We start from the raw sequence: 20485 nt of genomic DNA, 5'->3' as shown, positions 1-20485 counted from the left end.
CACGCCCTCCCCCGGTCCGGCTCCGACTCCCCTCTGCCCCCGAGGAAAGATTCGATGACACGACGCCACATCCGGCCCCGCACCAGAATGTGGGCCCTCCTCACAACGGCGGCCCTGGTGCTGCCCACGAGCACCCTGCTCCCCACCGCCTCGGCCGCGGAACAGCCCCGCGGCGCGAGCGCCGCTCCAGCCCGGAACGCGAACGCCCAGAACACGCCCGCCCAGAACGCGAGCGCCGAGAAGCCCGCCATCGAGGTGCACGGCCTGAAGGGTGAGTACTTCAGCATGTCCGCGCCGGGCGCACGGGACTTCGCCACGCTCGGCGGCACGTCCCTCGACCCGCAGGTCAACTTCTCCGGTCTCACGGGCACCTTCCAGAACCTCACCGGCCGGACCGAGCACACCACGGCCCGCTGGACGGGCCGGATCGAGGCGCCGGCCACCGGCGACTACACGTTCTACGGCATCGGCGACAACGGCTTCCGCCTCTTCATCGACGGGAAGCCGGTCATCGACCACTGGATCCCCGACTGGGACAAGGAGCAGACCAGCGCCTCGATCCGGCTCACCGCCGGCGAGAAGCACGACTTCCGCCTGGAGATGTTCCAGGACGTCGGTGGCGCCAACATGTTCCTGCGCTGGTCGACTCCGACGATGGCCAAGCAGCTCGTACCGGAGTCGGCGTTCACGCCGCCCGCCGACTTCGAGGTGTATCCCGTCGAGCTGACCGTGGACGAGAGCGGCCGCCGGCTACGGGCGCGATTCGAAGGAAAGGTCTCCGATCTCGCCGCCGTGAAGGAGCACCTCACGGTCGAGGCCGACACCACGCCCATGCCGATCCGCTCGGTCACGGTCGCGCCGGACGACCGCGACTCCCTCCTCGTCACCCTCTCCGAGCCGATCCAGAAGAACCAGCAGGTCAGGGTCGACTACGACGGCAAGGGCGGGCTGAAGAACGGCGGGGAGACGGTTCCGCGGATCCTCCGCTCCGCGAAGAACGCCTCCACCCACCGGCTCACCACCGAATGGGGCGACCGGCTGGACGAGAAGAACCCGCTGCCCGAGTACCCGCGCCCGCAGCAGGTGCGCGGCAAGTGGAAGAACCTCAACGGTCCCTGGCAGTTCTCCGGGGCGGGCGCCGGCGAGCAGCCCGCCTTCGGCAAGGACCTCGACGAGAAGATCATCGTGCCGTTCCCGGTGGAGTCGCAGCTCTCCGGCATCGAGCGGCACGAGGACCACATGTTCTACCGCAGGCTCGTGAACGTGCCGAAGGACTGGAAGGTCGGCACGGGCGCCAAGGACAACCGCCTGAAGCTCAACTTCGGCGCCGTCGACTACCAGGCACGCGTCTGGGTCAACGGCACGCAGGTCGCCGAGCACACCGGCGGCTACAACGCCTTCAGCGCCGACGTCACCGACGCGGTCAAGGGGACCGGTCCGCAGGAGGTCGTCGTCGCGGTCACCGACACCGGCGGCCGGAACCAGCCCACGGGCAAGCAGTCCACCAACCCGGGCGGCATCTTCTACACCCAGTCGTCGGGGATCTGGCAGACCGTCTGGATGGAACCGGTCGCCCCCGTCTCCATCGACGACGTCGTCACCACCCCCGACATCGACACCGGCAGCCTGGCGGTGACCGTCGCGTCCGACGACGCCACGTCGGGCGCACGCGTCGAAGCCGTCGCCCGGGACGCCCGCGGCAAGGTCGTCGGCCGGGTCGGCGGACCGGTCAACACGCCGCTCCGCCTGCCCGTGGCGAACCAGCGGCTCTGGAGCCCGGACGACCCGTACCTCTACGACCTCGAAGTGAAGCTGGTCCAGGGACGGTCGACCGACACCGTCCAGAGCTACTTCGGCATGCGGAAGATCGCGATCGAGAAGGTCGGCGGCTTCCAGAAGCTCGTCCTGAACGGCAAGCCCGTCTACTCCCTCGCCACCCTCGACCAGGGGTTCTGGCCCGACGGCCTCTACACCCAGCCCAGCGACAAGGCCCTCGCCTTCGACCTCGAAGCACACAAGAAGCTCGGTTTCAACGCCGTGCGCAAGCACATCAAGGTGGAGTCGCCGCGCTGGTTCTACCACGCGGACCGGCTCGGCCTGCTCGTCTGGCAGGACTTCGTCTCGGGCGACCTCACCGACGAGACGGGCCACCAGGCCTTCGTCGACCAGGGCCGCGAGATGATGCGCCAGCACCACAACTCCCCCTCCGTCATCGGCTGGATCGTCTTCAACGAGGGGTGGGGAGAGTGGAACCGCGAGGAGACCGGTCGCATCGCCGAGTCCGTCAAGGCCGCTGACCCGTCCCGCGTCGTCAACGCCCACAGCGGTGTCAACTGCTGCAACTCCAAGGGGGACTCGGGCAAGGGCGACATCATCGACCACCACGACTACAACAACACCGACCCCGCCTTCCCCGACGCCGAGCGCGCGGCGATGGACGGCGAGCACGGCGGCTTCACCCTCCGCGCCCCCGGTCACATGTGGCCCGGCGCGCCGACCGTGATCTACAGCGGCGTCGCCGACAAGGAGGCGCTCACCCGCAAGTACGTCGAGAACACGGAGAAGTACTACCTGGAGGCCGCCGGCGCCGAGCTCTCCGGCTCCATCTACACCCAGATCTCCGACCTGGAGAACGAGCTCAACGGCCTCTACACGTACGACCGCAGGGAGATCAAGGTCGACCCGGTCCGCGTCCGTGAGATCAACCGGAAGGTCATCGCGGCCGGCGCCGCGGCCGGCGAGCGCGACCAGCTCAGCGGCGGCGGTTCCTGGGCCCTCGACGAGGGAACGGGGACGACGTCCCGGGACGCCGGCCCCAACGGCGAGGACCTGAAGTTCTCCGAGGGCACCACCTGGGCCCCCGGAGTGAGCGGCAGCGCCCTGAAGTTCGACGGCCAGGGCCAGTACGCCGAGACCGAGGGCCCCGTCGTCGACACCACCACAAGCTATTCGGTGTCGGCCTGGGCGACGCTCGACTCCCTGCCCGGCAACTACGCGACCGTGGTCAGCCAGGACGGCCGGCGCCAGGAGAACCCCTTCTACCTGCAGTACGGGCAGGGCGCCTTCGCCTTCAGCACCCCCGGCGGCATCCGTGCCCGCTACGTCACCACCCCCGAGACGGGCCGCTGGTACCACCTCGTCGGTGTCCGTGACGCCGCGAAGAACGAGATCCGGCTGTACGTCGACGGCGCCCTGGTGGCGACGGCGACCCCCGGGCCGGCGGACGTCAGCACCGGGCCGCTGTCCGTGGGCCGGGCCAAGTGGAGCGGTGGGAACGTCGACTTCTGGAAGGGCTCGGTCGACCAGGTCCGCGCCTTCGACAAGGCCCTCAGCTCCGAGGAGGTGACGGCCCTCCACGCGTCGCAGAAGCCGTAGCCCCACGGCGCGACCGCACCGCGACCGCGCACGTTCCTCGACTGCGCACGGTTCGCGCCCACGTACGGCTCGCGCTGGCCACGGCTCGCCGCCCTGTACGCCGCCTCTCCGGTCGGCGTACGGGGCGGATCCGTGTCACGTCCGTCCGACCGGATGCGGTGACCGGCCCGGGACGGCGGCGGCGACGGCGCCCGTCAGAGGGCGAAGGCCGCCGGCAGGCGACGCCCGTCAGAAGGCGAAGGCCGCCCCTCCGTTCAGGCCGACGCCCATGGCGCAGGCGTTGCCGAACGTGTACTGCCACGAGGTGCGGGACCCTTCCCACACGCCGTCCACGGTGACCGTGACGGGGTCGAAGTGCTGCGGGCACATCCGGTCCGGGGCCGGTAAGGCCAGCAGCCCGCCGAAGGCGCCGTCCTGGGAGCCGGCCTTGAGCTCGGCACAGGCGGCCTCGGGGGCGGGGTGCGTGCCGTGGGCGGTGGGCGCGCAGCTGAGCGTGACCGCGCGCAGGACGGTGGAGGAACTCGCGTCGGCACCCTTGCTGATGCTCAGCACGACGGCGGAGGGGGTGTACAGGCTGTCGGTCCGGGCTTCCGCGACACCGGCGGTGCCGACGAGACAGAGCAGGGCGGACGCGGAGAGCGCAGCGAATCGGCGAAGCATTTGGGGAACTCGCTTTCAATTCAAAGGGTTGAGGCGTCATCTACCTTGAGATCACTGCCTTCCTTGCGCTTTGGAGTGTGTCTGACACACAGAGCGATCGCATCTCGGTGGTCGCTATTCGGACACATGCGCCCGCATATCGTTGATCGAATGCATGTCCAGCAGGTCAGAGCCCGCCCCGGACCCGTCCGGCACGGCTCCGCGCACGCCCGTTCCCGCCCTCAAGCGGCCGCCGGCCTGCGCAGAGACGCCTGAGGTTTACCGACCGGTCGTTCAGTACGACCGATAAGCGACGCTTTCCCGGACTGAGCACGGACCCCCACCCCCTCCCGTTGCCCCAAATGAGAGATATGCCGCATACGGGTATGTTCTTGCATCGAGGCTCCGCGGACACACCCGCAGGGGTCGACTCATCGGTACGTCTGGGCGGAGGAATTCCGTGGGAACGGTCACGACACAGGACGGCACCAGCATCTTCTACAAGGACTGGGGGCCTCGCGACGCACAGCCGATCGTGTTCCACCACGGCTGGCCTCTGAGCGGCGACGACTGGGACAACCAGATGCTCTTCTTCCTGGAGCACGGCTACCGCGTCATCGCCCACGACAGGCGCGGGCACGGCCGCTCCGGCCAGAGCGCGACCGGCCACGAGATGGACACCTACGCGGCGGACGTGGCAGCGGTGACCGACGCGCTGGACCTGCGCGAAGCCGTCCACATCGGCCATTCCACCGGGGGCGGCGAAGTCGCCAGGTACGTCGCCCGCGCCCAGCAGGGACGGGTGGCGAAGGCCGTGCTCGTCGGGGCGGTCCCACCCGTCATGGTCAAGTCCGACGCCAACCCGGGCGGCCTGCCGATCGAGGTCTTCGACGGGTTCCGCGCCTCGCTCGTCGCCAACCGGGCCCAGTTCTACATCGACGTTCCGGCGGGGCCCTTCTACGGCTACAACCGTCCCGGCGCCGAGGTGTCCCAGGGCGTGATCGACAACTGGTGGCGGCAGGGCATGAGCGGCGCGGCCAACGCCCACTACCACTGCATCAAGGCCTTCTCCGAGACGGACTTCACCGAGGACCTGAAGCAGATCACCGTGCCCGTCCTGGTCGCCCACGGAACCGACGACCAGATCGTCCCCTACGACGACTCGGCGCCCCTGTCGGCGAAGCTGCTGCGCAACGGCAGGCTGAAGAGTTACGAGGGCCTCCCGCACGGCATGCTGACCACGCACCCCGACACCGTGAACCCCGATCTCCTCGCGTTCGTCAAGGAGTGAGGGAACGAGACAACCAGGGGTCGGCTTCCTCCGACTCCGAGAACCGTCGCCCTCCGACTCCGAGACCCAGCGCCCTCCGACTCCGAGGGTCGGTCCGAAGTCGAGACCAAAGTCGTGCTCCACCGGCCGACTCGGAGACTCTCGGCCGATGTCCGGCCCGGTACCGGCCTGTGATCCTGGCCGGGAGAGCTACCGGGTCGGACCCCTCGTGAGGGGCCGGAGACCCAGAGAGTGAGAGCGGCGATGGTCAAGCAGGAACCCCCGGTCACCGTGCGGCTGCCGGAGGCGTGGCTCTGGGTCGTCATCCTGATCGGTGCCGGGCTCGGCGTCGGTGCCGCGTTCGCCGTGGGCCCGGTCGCCGACGGGATGATCCGCCTCTTCGACGGGGCACCCAGGCCGCTCGAACTGGCGGCCGCGCTGCCCCTCGTCTGGGCCCTGCCGGTGCTGGCAGTCGTCGGCGCCGCGGCCGGGGCGTGGGTGGCGGGCGTCTGGCGCTCGGAGAACCCCGTGGTCGAGGTGAGGTCAGACGGGGTCGTCGTCCATGACGGCGCCGGCGGCCGCCACGTCGCTCGGGGGCAGCTCGCCGAGGTGTTCACCGACGGCCGCGATCTGGTGCTGCGCGGCACCGACGGCGCGGAGCACGTCCGGACCCGGGTCGACAGCGGACTGACGGAGCACCTGCGGTCCGCGTTCGAGCGGCACGGCTACCCCTGGCGCGGCACCGCCGACCCGCACGAGGCCGCCTACACCGTCTGGGTCGACAACACGCCGGACCTCGACGAGCCCGCCCACGCGCTGCTGCGGAAGCGCCGAAGGGCGCTCGCCGACGACCGGGCGGGTGCCGCCGACGAGGCCCGCGAGGAGCTGCGGGCGCGAGGCATCAGCGTGCGGGACCGCGGAAAGGCCCAGCAGTACCGCACGGTGTGAACGCGGCCGCGCGGGGCCGGCAGGCTTCGTCACCACCTCCCTCTCCGGTCCGGGAAGCGGGAGGGGACGACGCCGCTCCGTGCGGCGCGCCGAGGACGCCGTGGTGTCGCGACGCGATCGGGCCGGCGGATGAGGCACGTTGGACCCATGGGCTCCGAGCTACGCAACGGTCCGCACGGCTACGGGATCGTCACCAGGACGCTGCACTGGGCGCTGTTCGCGGCCATCGCCGCGCAGTTCACCGTGGGCTACCTCCTGGACGCGGACGACGGCGGCCGGGGACGGGGCCGCGGCCGGGGCGAGGACTCCGGAAGAGGGCGGGGCCGCGGCGGGGACGACGACGCATACAGCCCCTTCGGGGACGACACGCTGCTCACCGTCCACGTGGTCATCGGCGGTGCCGTGCTGCTGCTCGGCATCACGCGGCTCGTCTGGCGACTGGCCACGCCCCTTCCACCGTGGGCACCGACCCTCACCGCCGGGGAGCGCCGCCTCGCCCACGCCACGGAACTCGTCCTGTACGCTGCCACGTTCGCCGCACCCGCCACCGGTCTCGCCCTCCTGCTGTCCGGCGACGACCTCCTCCCCGTCCACATCGCCGCCCAGGTGCTCCTCTACGTCGCCTTCGCGGCTCATGTCGGACTGGTCCTCAAGCACCAGCTGATCAACCGTGACCATCTGCTGGCCCGCATGCTGTGAGCCGGAAAGGCTGCTGCTCACGGGGGTGGTGGCGTGGCGTCAGCCGCCTTCCGGCAGGTACCAGCGATGGGGTAGGACGAGCTCTCGCACACTGTCCGGTCCCCAGGATCCCCGCGCGTACGGCTCGACCGGCGGCGGGGACTGCAGGAGGGGGGTGGCCACCTCCCAGAGGCGCTCGATGCCCGCGGCGTCGGTGAAGAGGGACTGGTCCCCGAGCATCGCGTCCAGGATGAGGCGCTCGTAGCCCTCCAGCGCGTGGTCCTGGGTGAAGGAACCGGCGTAGTCGAACACCATCTCGGCCTGGGCCAGGCGCATGTCGGGGCCGGGCCGCTTGGCGAGGAAGCGTGCGGTGATGGTTCCGGGGTCGTCGAAGTCGATGACCAGTTCGTTGTGGCGCCCGTCGGCGGACTCCTGCGCGGCCAGCGGGAACATCCGCAGGGGCGGTTCGCGGAATCCCAGGGTGATGACGTGGCGGCTCTCGGCGAGTGCCTTGCCCGAGCGGAGGTAGAAGGGGACGCCGGCCCAGCGCCAGTTGTCGATCTCGAGCCGCAGCGCCGCGAGGGTCTCGGTGTCGGAGGCCGGGTCGACGCCGGGTTCGTCGCGGTAGCCGTCGTACTGTCCGCGGACCACCTGGGCCGGGTCGAGGGGGCGCAGGCTCTGGAACACCTTGTCCTTCTCCGTACGGAGGGAGTCGGCGTCCAGGGTGGCCGGCGGCTCCATGGCGACGAACCCGAGGAGCTGGAACAGGTGCGTGACGATCATGTCGCGGAAGGTGCCGGTGCCTTCGAAGAAGTGGGCGCGGCCCTGGATGTCGATGTGTTCCGGGACGTCGATCTGTACGTGGCTGATGTGGTCGCGGTTCCAGACCGGTTCGAGGAGTCCGTTGGCGAAGCGCAGGGCGAGGATGTTGTCGACGGACTCCTTGCCCAGGAAGTGGTCGATCCGGAAGACGCGGGACTCGTCGAAGACGGTGTGGAGGGCCTGGTTGAGGGCACGGGCGGAGGCGAGGTCCGTACCGAAGGGCTTCTCCACGATCACCCGGGCGTCCTCGGCCAGCCCGCAGGCACCGAGCATCCCCACGACCGAGGCACAGGCCTGCGGGGGTACGGCGAGGTGGTGGAGGAGTCGCGGACTGCCGCCGATCTCCCGCTCGGCCTCGCGGACGGCCGTGACGAGCGGGCCGGGATCCTCCGGGTCGGCCGCGCCGAAGGTCAGCCGGCTCTCGAAGTCCCGCCAGTCCCCGCCCTCGGGCTTGCTCCGGCCGAACTCCGCGACCGCCTCGCGCGCGTGGGCGCGGAACGCGTCGTCGCCCAGGGCGACAGCGGCGGGGGCCGATCCAACGATGCGGTAGCGGTCGGGAAGCAGCCCTGCCCGGGCCAGGTGGTACAGGCCCGGGAGGAGTTTGCGGCGAGCGAGGTCGCCGGTGGCGCCGGAGATGACGATGACGTGGTCGTCGGGGGTGGGCCCGCCGGTGCTGGGAGGTGTGGCCACGTCGGACCTTCCTTTCTCCACGGCCGCCGTGTGCGCCGTGCGTAGCGGAGTGGGCCTCGCCCGTGAGCTGTCGGGGGTGAGCCGTCAGGGGTGGCGCACCCCCGACGAGCGAAGGCCCGTTTCGGGTCGCGCCGGGCTCGAAGAGCCGCACTGCCGGGGAGGACGGGGTACGCCCCGGCTCCGTCGTCCGCTCAGGCGTGGGAGACGACGGCCACGGGGCAGGCCACGTGATGGAGCGCCGCCTGGGTCACGGAGCCGAGGTGGGTACCCGGCATCGCCCGCCGTGTCCGGCGGCCCACCACCAGCAGTCCGGCGCCGGAGGCCGCGTCGAGCAGGCTGCTGCCGGGCCTGTCGTGGACGACCTCCTCGGTGAGGTCGACCTGCGCGAACCGGGTCCGGTGGCGTTCCGTGGCGGCCGAGAGCGCCGTCCGCAGGTCGGCGGCCGCCTGGGATCCGGCAGCGCCGTCACGGTGGTGCGGCAGGGCGGAGTGCCAGGCCGACACGATGTGCAGGGGGACCTCGCGGCGGGCCGCGAAGTCGAAGGCGAAGCCCAGGAGCTCGTCCGCGGGGTGATGCACGTCCAGACCGAGGACGACCCGCCCGTCGCCGGCCGGGCGGTCGCCCTCGCGGACCAGCACCACCGGGCGTTCCGCCGCGGCCAGGACCTCCTGGGCGACGTGGCCGGAGACGTATCCGGAGCCCCCGCCCGCCCGGTGCGATCCCAGGACCAGCAGCTCGGCATCGGCCGCACGGGCCAGCAGAAGGCGGGAGGGGGCGTCCTCGGTCTCCTCGGTGGCCGTGACGACGTCCGGGTGGCGCGTGCGGGCGCGCTCGCTCGCCTCCACCAGCAGGGCCTTCGCCCGCTCGGTACGGACGTCACGCGACTCCCGTACGGCGACGACCTGGTGCTCCGGCCACAGCGACGCGTTCACCAGCTGGAGCCCGGCTCCGCGGGACGCGGCCTCCTCGGCCGCCCAGTCGACCGCCGCCAGGCTCCCGCTCGACCCGTTCACTCCTACTGCGATCTGCCTCATGGGGCCACTGTGGAGCCGTCGGAGGAGTCCGGCACCCCCGGCGGGCCCGACCGGGCGACCGCACGGCCGGCGTGGCCGGTGGGAGCCGTCAGTGCGGCGCGGCGAGCTCCTCCCGGGGTGGCAGGGCCGCCATCGCCCACCGGATCGTCCCCGTCAGCGCCCGTCCGGACAGTCGTACGAGGTCTTCCGGCAGGTACGGCGCCGTGTGGAGGTCCAGCAGCGTGCGGGCCCACGGCGGCAGCAGCCGGACCGCGTTCGACGCGAGTACGGCGTAGGGGCCGCGGGCGACCCAGGGCAGAGGCGGTTCGCGGAGTACGAAGCGGGCCGCGTCCCGGGCCTGGGGGGTGGCACGGAGTTCGGGTCGGTAGTGCGCCAGCCGGGCCGCGAGGGCGGCGCGGTCGCGCGGCGGATCGGGGACGCCGAGGGCGTGGGCCACCCGCGCCGCGTCGGCGATGTACGCGTCGCAGCCGGCGCCGTCCAGCGGGCCGGCGCCGAAGCGCTGGTGTGCGCGCAGGAAGCTGTCCACCTCCGCCACGTGCACCCAGCACAGCAGGTGCGGGTCGGCCGCGTGGTAGGGCTCGCCGGCGGGCGTGGTCCCGCGGATCCGCTCGTGCACCTCACGGACGTGGTCCACGGCACGCTGGGCGTCCTCGGCGGTGCCGTAGGTCGTGAAGGCGAGGAAGGTACTGGTCCGCTGGAGGCGCCCCCAGGGGTCGCTCCGGAAGCCGGAGTGCCCGGCGACGGCGGCCATCGCGCGCGGGTGCAAGGACTGCAGGAGGAGCGCGCTCAGGCCGCCGATGAACATGGACGCGTCCCCGTGGACGGTGCGGATGGGCCGCTCGGGGCCGAACCAGCGCGGACCGGGGGCGCCGTGGATGCGGGCCCGGTTCTGTGCTCCCGCGGGCCCGGCGACATGACTGAACAGGCTGGTGCCGACCCGCTCCCGCAGGCCCGGACCCGACTTCTCGGACAGGTTCACGCTTCCATCGTCGCGCGCGGGCACGCGGAACGCCGAGGCGGCGGCGCGGGCGCTCCGCCGCTCGGGACTCCGTCAACCGCAAGGGCCGGACTCCTCCGGGAGAGTGGATCCGGTTGCCACCAAGATCGGCCGCATCCTACGGTTCTGAACTGCTGAAACAGCATGTTCCCCGCCTGCGCGGCCGGTTGACCGCACCTCGCGTGCGGCCCGAACAGAAGGACGCCCCCATGGCTGCGGACAGGCCCGACGACAGGGAACCGGCGGTGGTGCTCGGCCAGGCGCTGCGCGACCTCCAGCGGCGTTCCGGTCGCACGCTCCGCGCCCTCGAAGAGAGCGTGCGCATCAGCGATTCGTCCCTGTCCCGGTACTTCTGCGGCAGCACGGTCCCCCCGTGGTCCACGGTCCACGACCTGTGCCGGGCGCTGGACGGCGACCCCGCCGAGTTCCGGCACCTGTGGGAAGCGGCCGACCGCAGCCAGCGCAGACCGGTGCAGACCGACCGGTCCGGTCAGCGGGACGCGGCCGCTCCACCGCTCGTCGCCGACGGCGATCCGACAGCAGACACCCTCGCCGAGCCCGCCCCGAGCGGGCGCCCCTCCTTCCGGCGCGGGCGTACCGCCTGGGCCCTCGCCGGGACCGTACTCGGGCTGGTGCTCGGTGCCGGGAGCGTCCTCCTCGTACGGCCTCCGGGGTCGGCCCCGGCCCCTGGTGACGACGCCCCGCCCGTGGCGACGCACGGCACGTCGGGCGCGCGGGAGCACGACAGGATCTTCGTCAGCCGGGCCACGGGGGCCTGTCTCGACGACAGCCTCGACAAGGGCACGCGTTCCTTCCCGTGCAACGGCATGTCGTACCAGCGCTGGACGGTGTACACCACTGCGGACGGCGGCACGCAGCTCCGGAACCACGCGACGGGCAAGTGCCTGGACCACGGCGCCGACGGCCTGCGCACCGGACCCTGCGGGCCGGCCGCCTCCCAGCGCTGGTCCGTCAGCGCGGGGAGCGACTCGTCGTTCGAGGTCCGCAGCGCCTCGACCCGACGCTGCCTGGACGACAGTCCGGAAGGCCTGCGGGTGCTGACCTGCGACCGGACCGTCCGACAGAGGTGGGCCTGAGCCGGGAAGAGCGGGCCTGAGCGGGAGAAGCGGGCCGGGTGGGGGGGAAGCCGGCCCGGGCGGGGCATGTAGGGCGGGTCTACGCCACCTGCACGGCGTCCAGCTCCGTGTAGCGCTCCCCCTTCGACAGCCGGAGAGTGTTCCACCCCTCCCGCAGCTCCACCGGGACCTCACGCGGCTGCCATGCGTCCCAGCCCGTGTACGGGTATTCGACGACGCCGACGGCCGCGCCGTTGACCGTCAGTCCGTGCGTCGCGGCGGCCGGCGCACCCGCCGCGTCCAGCGAGCCGTTGCCGTAGCGGACGGTCAGGGTGTGCGGCCCCGAGGAGGCCGCGTAGACCCGGAACTCCACGAAACTGTCCGGTTCGTCGATGTGCCCGACGGCCCGGCCGCCCCACGCGTCCTTCGCCTCGCGGATCGTCGCCCGGTGCACCCGCGCGAGCTCCGCCTGGTGGAGCGTCTTGCTGCCCCGGACGACCGGGCGGCCGTCCGCGAAGCCGAGGTCCGCCACGTACAGCGCGCGCCGTGAGGGGTCGGCGCCCCGGCCGTGGAAGAGGATGCGGTCCCGGCCGCCGGGGCCGGTCACGACGTCCTGGCCGCCCGGTCCGCCGATGGTTCCCGAGAAGGAGTCCGTGGTCAGGAGCGGCTCGTCCCCCTTCACATAGGGGCCGGTGAGCGCGTCGGCGATGGCCCAGCCCGTCGCGTACCCGGTGGTGCGGTAGTCGCCGGCCGAGTACAGGAGGACGTAACGGCCGTCTCGCTTGACCAGCGTCGGGGCCTCGACGAGGCCGCCCTCCCACGCGCGGTCCTGCCTGAGGAGCCGGACCGGTTCGCCGGTGACGCGCGTGCCGTCCCACGAGACGGGCTGGATGTGGAGCCAGGTGTCCAGTCCGCAGCAGTTCCCGTCGCTCTTCCAGAGCAGATGGCGGGTGCCGTTCTCCGTGTAACTCGACGCGTCGATCGCGCCGCCCGCCTCCGTCGGACAGACCAGGGCGGCGTCCCCGGCCGGCCGGAAGGGGCCGTCGGGCGAGGACGCCAGGGCGGCGCCGATGCACTGGCGCCCGCCGACGCGGTCGCGCGCCGTGTACTGGAGGGTGAACCCGTCGCCGTTGTCGAAGACCTCAGGGGCCCAGACGTCGCGCGGAGGGTCGGGCTTGACCCAGTCGCCCGGCACCGGCAGGACGTCCTTCTCGTCGACCGTCCAATGGACCAGGTCGGTGGAGGTGGCGTGCTGGACGTGCCGGCCGGCGACGTTGGTGGCGTAGGCGTGGAACACCCCGTCGACCTCCACGACGTCCGGGTCGGCGAACTCCCGGTCGAGGACGGGTGCGGTCGGGGAGGCAGCGGCGGCACCGGCCGGGAGAAACCGGGGTTCCTCCGTCGTCCGGCCCCGGACCGAGTCCGGTACGGCCGCCGGAGCCCGGATCGGATCGGGCGTCGTGGCCCCGGCGGGGAACGCGGCGAGACAGGCGGCCGCGCCCAACGCCGCCATGGCCGTGGCGAAGCCTCGGCGGCGAAGAGCGGTCCGCCCCCGGCCGACCGCTGCGAGGCGCCCGCGGCGCCCCGCGCCCGCCCGGCGGAACGGTCCGCCTCCTGACGTGGTCCGGTCGTGCACCGATCGACTCCTTCCGCTCCGGTCGCCGCGCACGCGCGGACGACGCCGTCGACGCTCCCCTCCCCCACGCCCTGGAGGCGCGGAGCACACCACGAGAACGACGCGGAGGTCGTCACGTTGCGCGTCCGACGGGACGACGGAACGACCGGCGAGGGGGCGCTGCGCGGTCGGCCGGACGGCCGGGAGGGCGCTGCCGGTGCCTCACCCCGATGGCCGTACGGTTCGCCCCCCGGCCCTGTCCCGCGCTCACCCGTGTCCCGGGACAGGGACGTCCCCGCAGGTCAGAGAGGTGGAGATCCCACCGCATCCCGACTTCGCCGAAGCACCCGGGACACGCTTGCGGCCCGCTCGCCGAGCGGCACAGACTTCGGTTGTCCGGCCGCCGCACCGCTCGGTGCCGACGCCTCTACCGGACGTCCCGACCGCCTACGCCTCCTGGTGCCCGCACAGCGACCGGCACCGACGGACCGTCACGGGACCGCACCCCCACATCCACCGCAGGAGACCTCATGCCCAGGAACAGCCATGCCCGCCGCCCCCTGCTCGCCGTCGCCGCGGCGGTCGCCTGTACGACGATCGCGCTCTCCGTCACCGCCCTGCCGGGCCCCGGCAGGCCTTCGGCGGGCGAACGGCCACCTCCACCACGCCTCATCGCCACGACGGTGGCCACCGCGGACGACCGGCTGCTGCACGACGCCGAACAACGGCTGCTGCGCGACTGCATGGGCCGGCACGGATTCACGTACCGCGTGTTCCCGCTCGGCGACGAGACGGAGTCCACGCTCTTCCCGTACGTCGTCGACGACGCGGGCTGGGCCCTGCGGCACGGCTACGGTGCCGAGCTGCGGCGGCAGCGTGCGGCCCTCGCGAAGAGCGATCCGAACCGCGCCTACTTCGCCACACTGCCGACGGACCGCAAGGCCGCCGCGCTGGTCACCGCCAACGGCCCCTCCCCGGACGGGCTGACGGTACGCCTCCCCGGCGGCGGAACCATGCGCCGCAGCGATCGCGGCTGTGTCGCGGAGGCCCAGCACCAGCTGTACGGAGACCTCGGTGCCTGGTTCCGGTCATCGATCCGCGTGGGCACGCTGCGGCAGATCCTCCGGAGCCGGGTCGTGGCCGACTCCGGCTACCAGAAGAGCCTGGGAGTGTGGCGGCGCTGCATGGGGCGCGTCGGGTACGCCTTCGCGACGCCGGCGGCTGCCCGTGCCGCCGCGCTCTCCCCCGTACGCCCCTTTCCCGAGGACCACGAGATCCGGCTCGCCCTGGCAGAGGTGCGGTGCGCCGCGGAGTCGGGACTGTCCCGGACGGCCCGGCGCCTCGACGCCCACCACGACCGGCTCCTCGCCGAGGAGTACCGCGCGGACATCGAGACGCGGGACAGGCTGACGGCCGCCGCGCTGCCCCGTGCCCGCCGGATCCTCGGCGACCCCCCGCAGGCCTGATCCGCCTGCCCCTTCTGCTCCGCCGCGCGCCGCATGCACGCGGCGGCCCGCCGACCGCGGCACGAACAGCGGACGGCACCACCCCATCCACCCATCCACCCATCCACCCCCATCGGCCCATCGATCCATGGACCGATCCTCCGAGTCACCGCATCCCATCGCATCGCATCGCATCCGAGAAGGAGAAACACCATGCGCATCTCTCGCGCCCTCGCGACGGCACTCACCGCCGGAGCCCTCGCCCTGCTGACCGCCCCGGTCGCCGACGCCCGCGGCGCCGTGCCCGAGGCCGCCCTCCCCGGCGCCGCCACGGCACCGGCCGCCGTCGTCCCCGCCGCGGCACCCGGACCGGACGGCTTCCTCTACGCCTGGGAGCACCCCCACGCGGGCGGGTTCCACTGCCGTTGGAACAGCGCGAACGCCAACTGGGCCGGCTGCCGTGACAAGGTCTCGGACGTCTGGAACAACGGCTACCCCGGCGTCGCCGAGGACGTGAAGCTCTACCGCGACACCGACTGGAACGGCTCGTGGGTCTGCCTCCACCAGGGGCACTCGCTTCCCGACCTCGGCGCGTCCGGCCTGCGGTTCTTCAGCCCGGGTCACGGCCAGGGCGAACTCGTCAACGACCGGGTCGGGTCGCACCTGTGGGTATCCGCCTGCTGACGCGCAACGCACCGGAGGGCCGGGACGGCGGGGGACTCCCCGTCGGCCCGGCCCTCCGGCCTGTCGGTGGATGATCAGGCGGGTGTCGAGGCGTCGGCAGGCGTGCGACTCCCGCCGGCGGAGGCCACCAACGCGTCCGCCACGGCCGCCGCGTCCGCGTCCGCGACGTCTGCCGGGTACTCCGGCAGCAGGTCGTCCCAGACCGGCATCCACGACCCGTACAGCTGGGTCTGTCCCTCGGGCCGGGCGAAGAACCAGATGTGGAGGTGCGCTCCGCCGTCCCCGATGCGGTAGACGTGGGCCCGGGAGACATGGGGCAGGGCCTGCACGTGGCGGACGATGTGGGTGGACAGGACCCCCAACTCGGCCGCCAGCTCGTCGGGCAGGTCCGCCATGTCGTGGTGCTCGAGCGGATGCAGCATCAGCACGAGCGGCACGCCGACTCCCTCGATCCGCGTGAGCCGCCAACGGTCGTTGAACCAGATGCCGTCACCGCGGTCGCGGCACGACGCGCAGTCGGACGGGTCCTCGCCGTGTCGCGGGGGCTCGGGCAGCACCGGAGGGCGCAGGGGCGAGACGCGCAGCCCTTCCGCCTCGAAGGGGCTGATGCTCCACCCCGTCATGCGCGCGAGAGGCAGCCGATGCTCGGCATCGGCGGCGGCGAGCGCGTGGTCGTAGAACTCGTCAGGTCGCAAGGCCATGCAGCGAAGACTAGTTCGACTCCTGCCCCCGCCGCGGACCGGGGTGATCTTGGTGCTCCTCGGTGGGGGAGACGCGCTCAGCGCAGTCGGCGGGCGCGCAGCACCAGATCGTCCGTGTGGTGCGCGCCGGCTCCGCCGTCGGGTGCCACGCGGGCCCGCTGTTCGTCCACCTCCACCACCCAGTCGTCACCGAGGACCGCCGTGACCATCGAGGGCCAGACGTAGTCGGCCGGGTCGAAGCCGCTCTCGTCCGCCGGCCGGGTGTCCATTCCGGCGTGGTGGACGAGCAGCAGCACACCGCCGACCGCGACGGCCCCGGCCAACGCCCGCTCGGCAGCGGCGTCAGGGGTGCGCAGCAGCGCCGGGTACTGCGCGGAGACCAGATCGAACGAGGCCGGCGGGAGGGCCGCGTCCGTCAGTGCGGCGTGCACCCAGCGGACGGCGACGCCCGCGTCGCGTGCGTGTCCGGCCGCCCGCTCCAGGGCCACGCCCGAGACCTCGAGCGCGGTCACGTCCCAGCCGCGGCGCGCGAGCCAGACGGCGTCCGCGCCCTCACCGCAGCCGACGTCGAGGACGCGTCCGGGGGTGAGCCCGGCGACCTCGGCCACGAGCGCGCCGTTCGGCCGGCCGCTCCAGAGCTGTTGCCGGTCGAGGTACCGGTCGTCCCATTCCGCCCGTACCGCGGGGTCTCCGACGTATGCGTCGACGAGGGGGGTGAGGGCGTGGGACGCGGGCGATCCCGCTGCGGTGTTTTCGGTGTTCTCGGTCACGGACCCCACCATGCCCATCCGGCCGCTCGCGTGCCGCGATTCTTGCCGGTCCGGCAAAAAACCGTACTGGACGTCCTGTGCACGCGCGGCCGACGGGGGTACGCAAGGTGTCGACTCGGCAGCGGAACCTATTTGAAATTCTCCATTCAAGATCTTGATACCTGTTGAGACCCATGCGAGATTCGGCGCACGCAGTCACGCGTCAACGGCTGCGCCTCGTCCGGACACACCGGAACCGCTGCGGGAGAGGTCTTCACCATGCCGGTCCAGCACACCCCCGGAGAGCGACTCTCCGTGGAGACGCGCACCATCGAAGTCATCCCTGACGCCGAGCGGCACGGCACGCCGCGGAGCCAGTTCACTCTGTGGTTCGGCGCCAACATGCAGATCACCGCGATCGTCGACGGCGCACTCGCCGTCGTCTTCGGCGCCGACGCGCTGTGGGCGATACCCGCGCTGCTGATCGGAAACGTGCTCGGCGGCATCGTGATGGCGCTGCACTCCGCCCAGGGACCGCGGCTCGGCGTCCCCCAGATGATCTCCAGCCGGGCGCAGTTCGGCGTTTACGGGGCGGTCCTGCCCCTGCTGCTGGTGATCCTCATGTACCTCGGCTTCGCCGCGACCGGCAGCGTGCTCGCCGGCCAGGCGCTCTCCGAGATGCTGCACATCGGCAACACGAACGCCGGCATCCTCGTCTTCGGCGCCCTGACCGCCGTGGTCGCGGTCACCGGCTACCGCCTCATCCACATCGCGGGCCGCGTCGCCACGGTCGTCGGCGTCCTCGGCCTCGGCTACCTCCTCGTGCGGCTGTTCACGCAGTACGACGTCGGCGCGCACGTCGGGACCAAGGGGTTCGAGACGGCGACCTTCCTCCTCGCCGTGGGGCTCGGCGCCGGATGGCAGCTGACCTTCGGCCCGTACGTCGCCGACTACTCGCGCTACCTGCCGCGCGACACCAGCACGCGGGCGACCTTCTGGTCCACGTTCGCCGGCTCCGTCATCGGCTCCCAGTGGGCCATGACGCTGGGAGGGCTGACCGCCGCCGTCGCCGGCAAGACCTTCCTGAGCGACCAGGTGGGCTTCCTCGGCGACCTGGCCGGACCCGCGGTCCTGGCCGTCCTCGTCTACCTGGTGATCGTGGTCGGCAAGCTGACGGTCAACTGCCTCAACGCGTACGGCGGCTTCATGTCCATCCTGACCACCGTCACCGCCTTCGACGGCCGCTCGCGCATCTCGGCCGGCGCCCGCGCCGCCTACATCGTCGGCTTCACCGCGGTGTCGATGGTCATCGCGCTGGCCGCCAGCGACGACTTCCTCGACAACTTCAAGAACTTCGTGCTGCTGATCCTGATGGTGTTCACGCCGTGGAGCGCGATCAACCTGGTCGACTACTACCTGGTCTCCCGCGAGCGCGTCGACATCCCCGCCCTGTACGACCCGGCCGGCCGCTACGGCCGCTGGAACGTCACCGCGCTGACCTGCTACGCCGTGGGCGTCGCCGTCCAGATCCCGTTCCTGGCCACCAAGCTGTACACCGGTGCGATCACCAAGCGTCTCGACGGCGCCGACATCTCGTGGATCGTCGGGCTCGTGGTCACCGCGGCCCTGTACTGGCTGTGGGTGCGGCGCACGGCCGACCCCCCGGCCGAGACGATCCACCCGGCCGTCACCGAGGCCGACGACACGGCCGCGCCCGTCGGCTGACACGTACCCCGAGCGCCCACCGGGCGACGACGCGTCGGGCGGGAGCGGTACGGACGCTCCCGCCCGACGCGTCGTCGCCCGCCCCACCGAACACCTGCCGCAGCGGAGCGGCCTGCGTACGGAGCGGCTCGCGTGCGGAGCCGCTCGCGTTTCGATCATGCGAACTACGCGCGTCGACCTGCCCCGACGCCGTTGACGGCCGCTGACACCTCGACAAGACTCCTGCCCCATGCAGCCCTTGCGTGACCGCTCGGTCACCCACGTCCAACACCGACACGTGGACCTCGTCCGTGTCGCGAGCGCTGTCTGTCGCCGCCGCTGACCGGTCGCGTCCTTCCCACTCACCCCGCACCCACGCTTCCTCCGCTCACCCCGTCCACCGAGCCCCGGAGGCATGCCTGCACGCCCTCCTGGAGTCCCGTATGTCCACGCCCCTGTCCCGCCGCGCCCTCGGCGGGGTCGCCGCCGGCGCCGCAGCCGCCGCCGCCCTGGGAGCCGGCGCGTCCGCCGCCCACGCGGCTCCCGCGGGCGAACCGCGGGAGCGCCCCTTCCGTGCCGCGCATCCGCGCCGCCACTCGCGACGGCCCAACATCCTCTTCATCCTGGGCGACGACCTCGGCTGGGCCGACCTCTCCTCGTACGGATCCCCGCACATCCGCACACCGCACCTGGACCGTCTCGCCCGCGAGGGCGTCCGCTTCACCGACGCCTACTCCGGTTCCGCGACCTGCTCCCCCACCCGCTTCAGCCTCTACACCGGCCGCTACCCGGGCCGTACGAAGGGCGGGCTCGCCGAGCCGATCGCCGACAAGTCCGTCGGCCTGGAACCCACCCATCCGACGCTCGCCTCGCTCCTCCGGGACTCCGGTTACTCCACCGCCCTCATCGGCAAGTGGCACTGCGGCTACCTGCCCGACTACTCCCCCACGCGTTCCGGCTGGGACGAGTTCTTCGGCAACTTCGGCGGAGCGCTCGAGTACTACTCGAAGCTCGGTCTCGGCGGCGAGTACGACCTGTACGAGGGGGACGCCGAGTACAAGGACCTGCGGTACTACACCCGGATCCTCACCGAGCGCGCCGGGGAGTACGTCAGCCGCGACCACGACAGGCCCTGGCTGCTCAACCTGAACTTCACCACCCCGCACTGGCCCTGGATAGCCGACGGCGACAAGGAGGCGAGCGACGAGATCGTCCGCCGCATCAAGGCCGGCGACCGCTCCGCGCTGTGGCACCAGGACGGCGGCTCCGTCGAGAAGTACAAGGAGATGGTCGAGGATCTCGACCGCTCGATCGGCCAGGTGCTCAAGGCGCTGAAGCGCTCCGGGCAGGAGCAGGACACCCTCGTCTTCTTCGCCAGCGACAACGGCGGCGAGCGCTTCTCCTACAACTGGCCACTCGCCGGCAACAAGGGCTCGCTCCAGGAGGGCGGCATCCGCGTCCCGTCGATCCTCCGCTGGCCCGCCCGGATCGACGGCGGTCAGGTCAGCGACCTGCCGGTGTTCACCCCCGACTGGACGGCGACCCTGCTCGAGCTGGCCGGAGCCCGCCCCCACCCCGCGTACCCCCTCGACGGCACCAGCCTCGCCGGGCACCTGCTCCGCGGCGCCGACGTGCCGGAGCGTGACCTCTTCTGGCGGGTGCGGGGCGAGCGGGCGCTGCGCCGCGGCGACTGGAAGTACTACCGGGGCAAGTCCGGTCGCGACCAGCTCTTCGACCTGTCCGAGGACTCCCGGGAGCAGGCGGACCGGGCACCGCTCGAACCGGCGCGACTCGCCGAGCTGCGGGCGGCCTGGGAACGGACCGACGCGGGGCTGCTCCGCTACTGAGCCCGGCCGGCGCCGGCGGGAGCAGCGATCCCGCCGGCGCCACCGTCGCCGATCGGGCCGTCCGTCGAGTGGCCGTGCGCCGATCGGGCCGTGCCTCGATGGGACCGTCCGTCGATTGGGCCGTACGGCGGGTGGTGCGGGGTTTCCTGATGCTCCGTGCCACCCGGCGGGTACGGGAACGGACAGGGGTGACCGACGCACCCACCGCGTT

16 protein-coding genes are annotated in these 20485 nt (G+C 72.2%); 9 read left to right on the top strand and 7 right to left on the bottom strand.

Annotated features, from left to right (window positions below; all coding sequences use genetic code 11):
* The first annotated feature begins 54 nt into the window (after positions 1-54).
* The gene (locus AMK27_RS13050; protein ID WP_073905780.1) at positions 55-3375 is read left to right on the top strand and encodes a glycoside hydrolase family 2; all 3321 of its coding nucleotides are present in this window, start codon (positions 55-57) and stop codon (positions 3373-3375) included.
* Between the two features lie 228 nt (positions 3376-3603).
* Here AMK27_RS13050 and AMK27_RS13045 read toward each other — a convergent pair whose 3' ends face one another.
* Positions 3604-4035, bottom strand: coding sequence for a subtilase-type protease inhibitor (locus AMK27_RS13045; protein ID WP_073905778.1), 432 nt, complete (start codon positions 4033-4035; stop codon positions 3604-3606).
* Positions 4036-4474: 439 nt separating this feature from the next.
* Between AMK27_RS13045 and AMK27_RS13040 the strand changes: the two genes are divergently transcribed.
* The 3 genes from AMK27_RS13040 to AMK27_RS13030 all read left to right on the top strand — a co-directional run bounded on the left by AMK27_RS13040 (position 4475) and on the right by AMK27_RS13030 (position 6931).
* Positions 4475-5305, top strand: coding sequence for an alpha/beta fold hydrolase (locus AMK27_RS13040; RefSeq protein ID WP_073905776.1), 831 nt, complete (start codon positions 4475-4477; stop codon positions 5303-5305).
* Between the two features lie 243 nt (positions 5306-5548).
* Positions 5549-6232: a YqeB family protein gene (locus AMK27_RS13035; protein ID WP_073905774.1), complete on the top strand. Its 684-nt coding sequence runs from the start codon at positions 5549-5551 to the stop codon at positions 6230-6232.
* A gap of 147 nt (positions 6233-6379) precedes the next feature.
* Positions 6380-6931: a cytochrome b gene (locus AMK27_RS13030; protein WP_073905772.1), complete on the top strand. Its 552-nt coding sequence runs from the start codon at positions 6380-6382 to the stop codon at positions 6929-6931.
* Positions 6932-6970: 39 nt separating this feature from the next.
* Here AMK27_RS13030 and zwf read toward each other — a convergent pair whose 3' ends face one another.
* The 3 genes from zwf to AMK27_RS13015 form a co-directional block, all read right to left on the bottom strand.
* On the bottom strand, positions 6971-8422 hold the full coding sequence (gene zwf, locus AMK27_RS13025; protein WP_241847450.1) for a glucose-6-phosphate dehydrogenase: 1452 nt from the start codon (positions 8420-8422) through the stop codon (positions 6971-6973).
* 191 nt (positions 8423-8613) lie between these two features.
* Positions 8614-9456, bottom strand: a complete 843-nt coding sequence (locus tag AMK27_RS13020) for a universal stress protein (RefSeq protein WP_073905769.1) — start codon at positions 9454-9456, stop codon at positions 8614-8616.
* Between the two features lie 88 nt (positions 9457-9544).
* A complete protein-coding gene (locus AMK27_RS13015) occupies positions 9545-10435 on the bottom strand; it encodes an oxygenase MpaB family protein (RefSeq protein WP_073905766.1) in 891 nt (296 codons plus the stop codon).
* Between the two features lie 227 nt (positions 10436-10662).
* Here AMK27_RS13015 and AMK27_RS13010 point away from each other — a divergent pair, with 227 nt between their 5' ends.
* Positions 10663-11550 (top strand): XRE family transcriptional regulator, encoded by an 888-nt coding sequence (locus AMK27_RS13010; protein ID WP_073905763.1) that lies wholly within the window; start codon positions 10663-10665, stop codon positions 11548-11550.
* A 79-nt stretch (positions 11551-11629) separates the two neighbouring features.
* Here AMK27_RS13010 and AMK27_RS13005 read toward each other — a convergent pair whose 3' ends face one another.
* Entirely contained in the window at positions 11630-13165 is a 1536-nt protein-coding gene (locus AMK27_RS13005; protein WP_241847449.1) for a family 43 glycosylhydrolase, read from the bottom strand.
* Positions 13166-13674: 509 nt separating this feature from the next.
* On the opposite strand from AMK27_RS13005, the gene AMK27_RS41795 reads away from it, so the two are divergent.
* On the top strand, positions 13675-14610 hold the full coding sequence (locus tag AMK27_RS41795) for a hypothetical protein (protein ID WP_073905758.1): 936 nt from the start codon (positions 13675-13677) through the stop codon (positions 14608-14610).
* Between the two features lie 192 nt (positions 14611-14802).
* A complete protein-coding gene (locus AMK27_RS12995) occupies positions 14803-15273 on the top strand; it encodes a peptidase inhibitor family I36 protein (RefSeq protein WP_073905755.1) in 471 nt (156 codons plus the stop codon).
* A gap of 74 nt (positions 15274-15347) precedes the next feature.
* Here AMK27_RS12995 and AMK27_RS12990 read toward each other — a convergent pair whose 3' ends face one another.
* Together AMK27_RS12990 and AMK27_RS12985 are read right to left on the bottom strand one after the other, a co-directional pair.
* The gene (locus tag AMK27_RS12990; protein WP_073905753.1) at positions 15348-15974 is read right to left on the bottom strand and encodes a hypothetical protein; all 627 of its coding nucleotides are present in this window, start codon (positions 15972-15974) and stop codon (positions 15348-15350) included.
* A 77-nt stretch (positions 15975-16051) separates the two neighbouring features.
* Positions 16052-16756 (bottom strand): class I SAM-dependent methyltransferase, encoded by a 705-nt coding sequence (locus tag AMK27_RS12985; protein ID WP_073906119.1) that lies wholly within the window; start codon positions 16754-16756, stop codon positions 16052-16054.
* Positions 16757-17002: 246 nt separating this feature from the next.
* Here AMK27_RS12985 and AMK27_RS12980 point away from each other — a divergent pair, with 246 nt between their 5' ends.
* Both AMK27_RS12980 and AMK27_RS12975 read left to right on the top strand, forming a co-directional pair.
* Positions 17003-18448, top strand: coding sequence for a purine-cytosine permease family protein (locus AMK27_RS12980; protein ID WP_073905750.1), 1446 nt, complete (start codon positions 17003-17005; stop codon positions 18446-18448).
* A 422-nt stretch (positions 18449-18870) separates the two neighbouring features.
* A complete protein-coding gene (locus AMK27_RS12975) occupies positions 18871-20274 on the top strand; it encodes a sulfatase family protein (protein WP_073905748.1) in 1404 nt (467 codons plus the stop codon).
* Positions 20275-20485: the final 211 nt, after the last annotated feature.

Source organism: Streptomyces sp. CB02009 (assembly GCF_001905825.1).
In the GTDB taxonomy this organism is placed as follows: Bacteria; Actinomycetota; Actinomycetes; order Streptomycetales; family Streptomycetaceae; genus Streptomyces.
This window is presented reverse-complemented; position numbering and strand designations above follow the sequence as displayed.

Coding starts and splice junctions, on each gene's coding strand:
- AMK27_RS13050 (WP_073905780.1), top strand. CDS start 55: ATGACACGACGCCACATCCGGCCCCGCACCAGAATGTGGGCCCTCCTC.
- AMK27_RS13045 (WP_073905778.1), bottom strand. CDS start 4,035: ATGCTTCGCCGATTCGCTGCGCTCTCCGCGTCCGCCCTGCTCTGTCTC.
- AMK27_RS13035 (WP_073905774.1), top strand. CDS start 5,549: ATGGTCAAGCAGGAACCCCCGGTCACCGTGCGGCTGCCGGAGGCGTGG.
- AMK27_RS13030 (WP_073905772.1), top strand. CDS start 6,380: ATGGGCTCCGAGCTACGCAACGGTCCGCACGGCTACGGGATCGTCACC.
- AMK27_RS13020 (WP_073905769.1), bottom strand. CDS start 9,456: ATGAGGCAGATCGCAGTAGGAGTGAACGGGTCGAGCGGGAGCCTGGCG.
- AMK27_RS13010 (WP_073905763.1), top strand. CDS start 10,663: ATGGCTGCGGACAGGCCCGACGACAGGGAACCGGCGGTGGTGCTCGGC.
- AMK27_RS41795 (WP_073905758.1), top strand. CDS start 13,675: ATGCCCAGGAACAGCCATGCCCGCCGCCCCCTGCTCGCCGTCGCCGCG.
- AMK27_RS12995 (WP_073905755.1), top strand. CDS start 14,803: ATGCGCATCTCTCGCGCCCTCGCGACGGCACTCACCGCCGGAGCCCTC.
- AMK27_RS12990 (WP_073905753.1), bottom strand. CDS start 15,974: ATGGCCTTGCGACCTGACGAGTTCTACGACCACGCGCTCGCCGCCGCC.
- AMK27_RS12985 (WP_073906119.1), bottom strand. CDS start 16,756: ATGGTGGGGTCCGTGACCGAGAACACCGAAAACACCGCAGCGGGATCG.
- AMK27_RS12980 (WP_073905750.1), top strand. CDS start 17,003: ATGCCGGTCCAGCACACCCCCGGAGAGCGACTCTCCGTGGAGACGCGC.
- AMK27_RS12975 (WP_073905748.1), top strand. CDS start 18,871: ATGTCCACGCCCCTGTCCCGCCGCGCCCTCGGCGGGGTCGCCGCCGGC.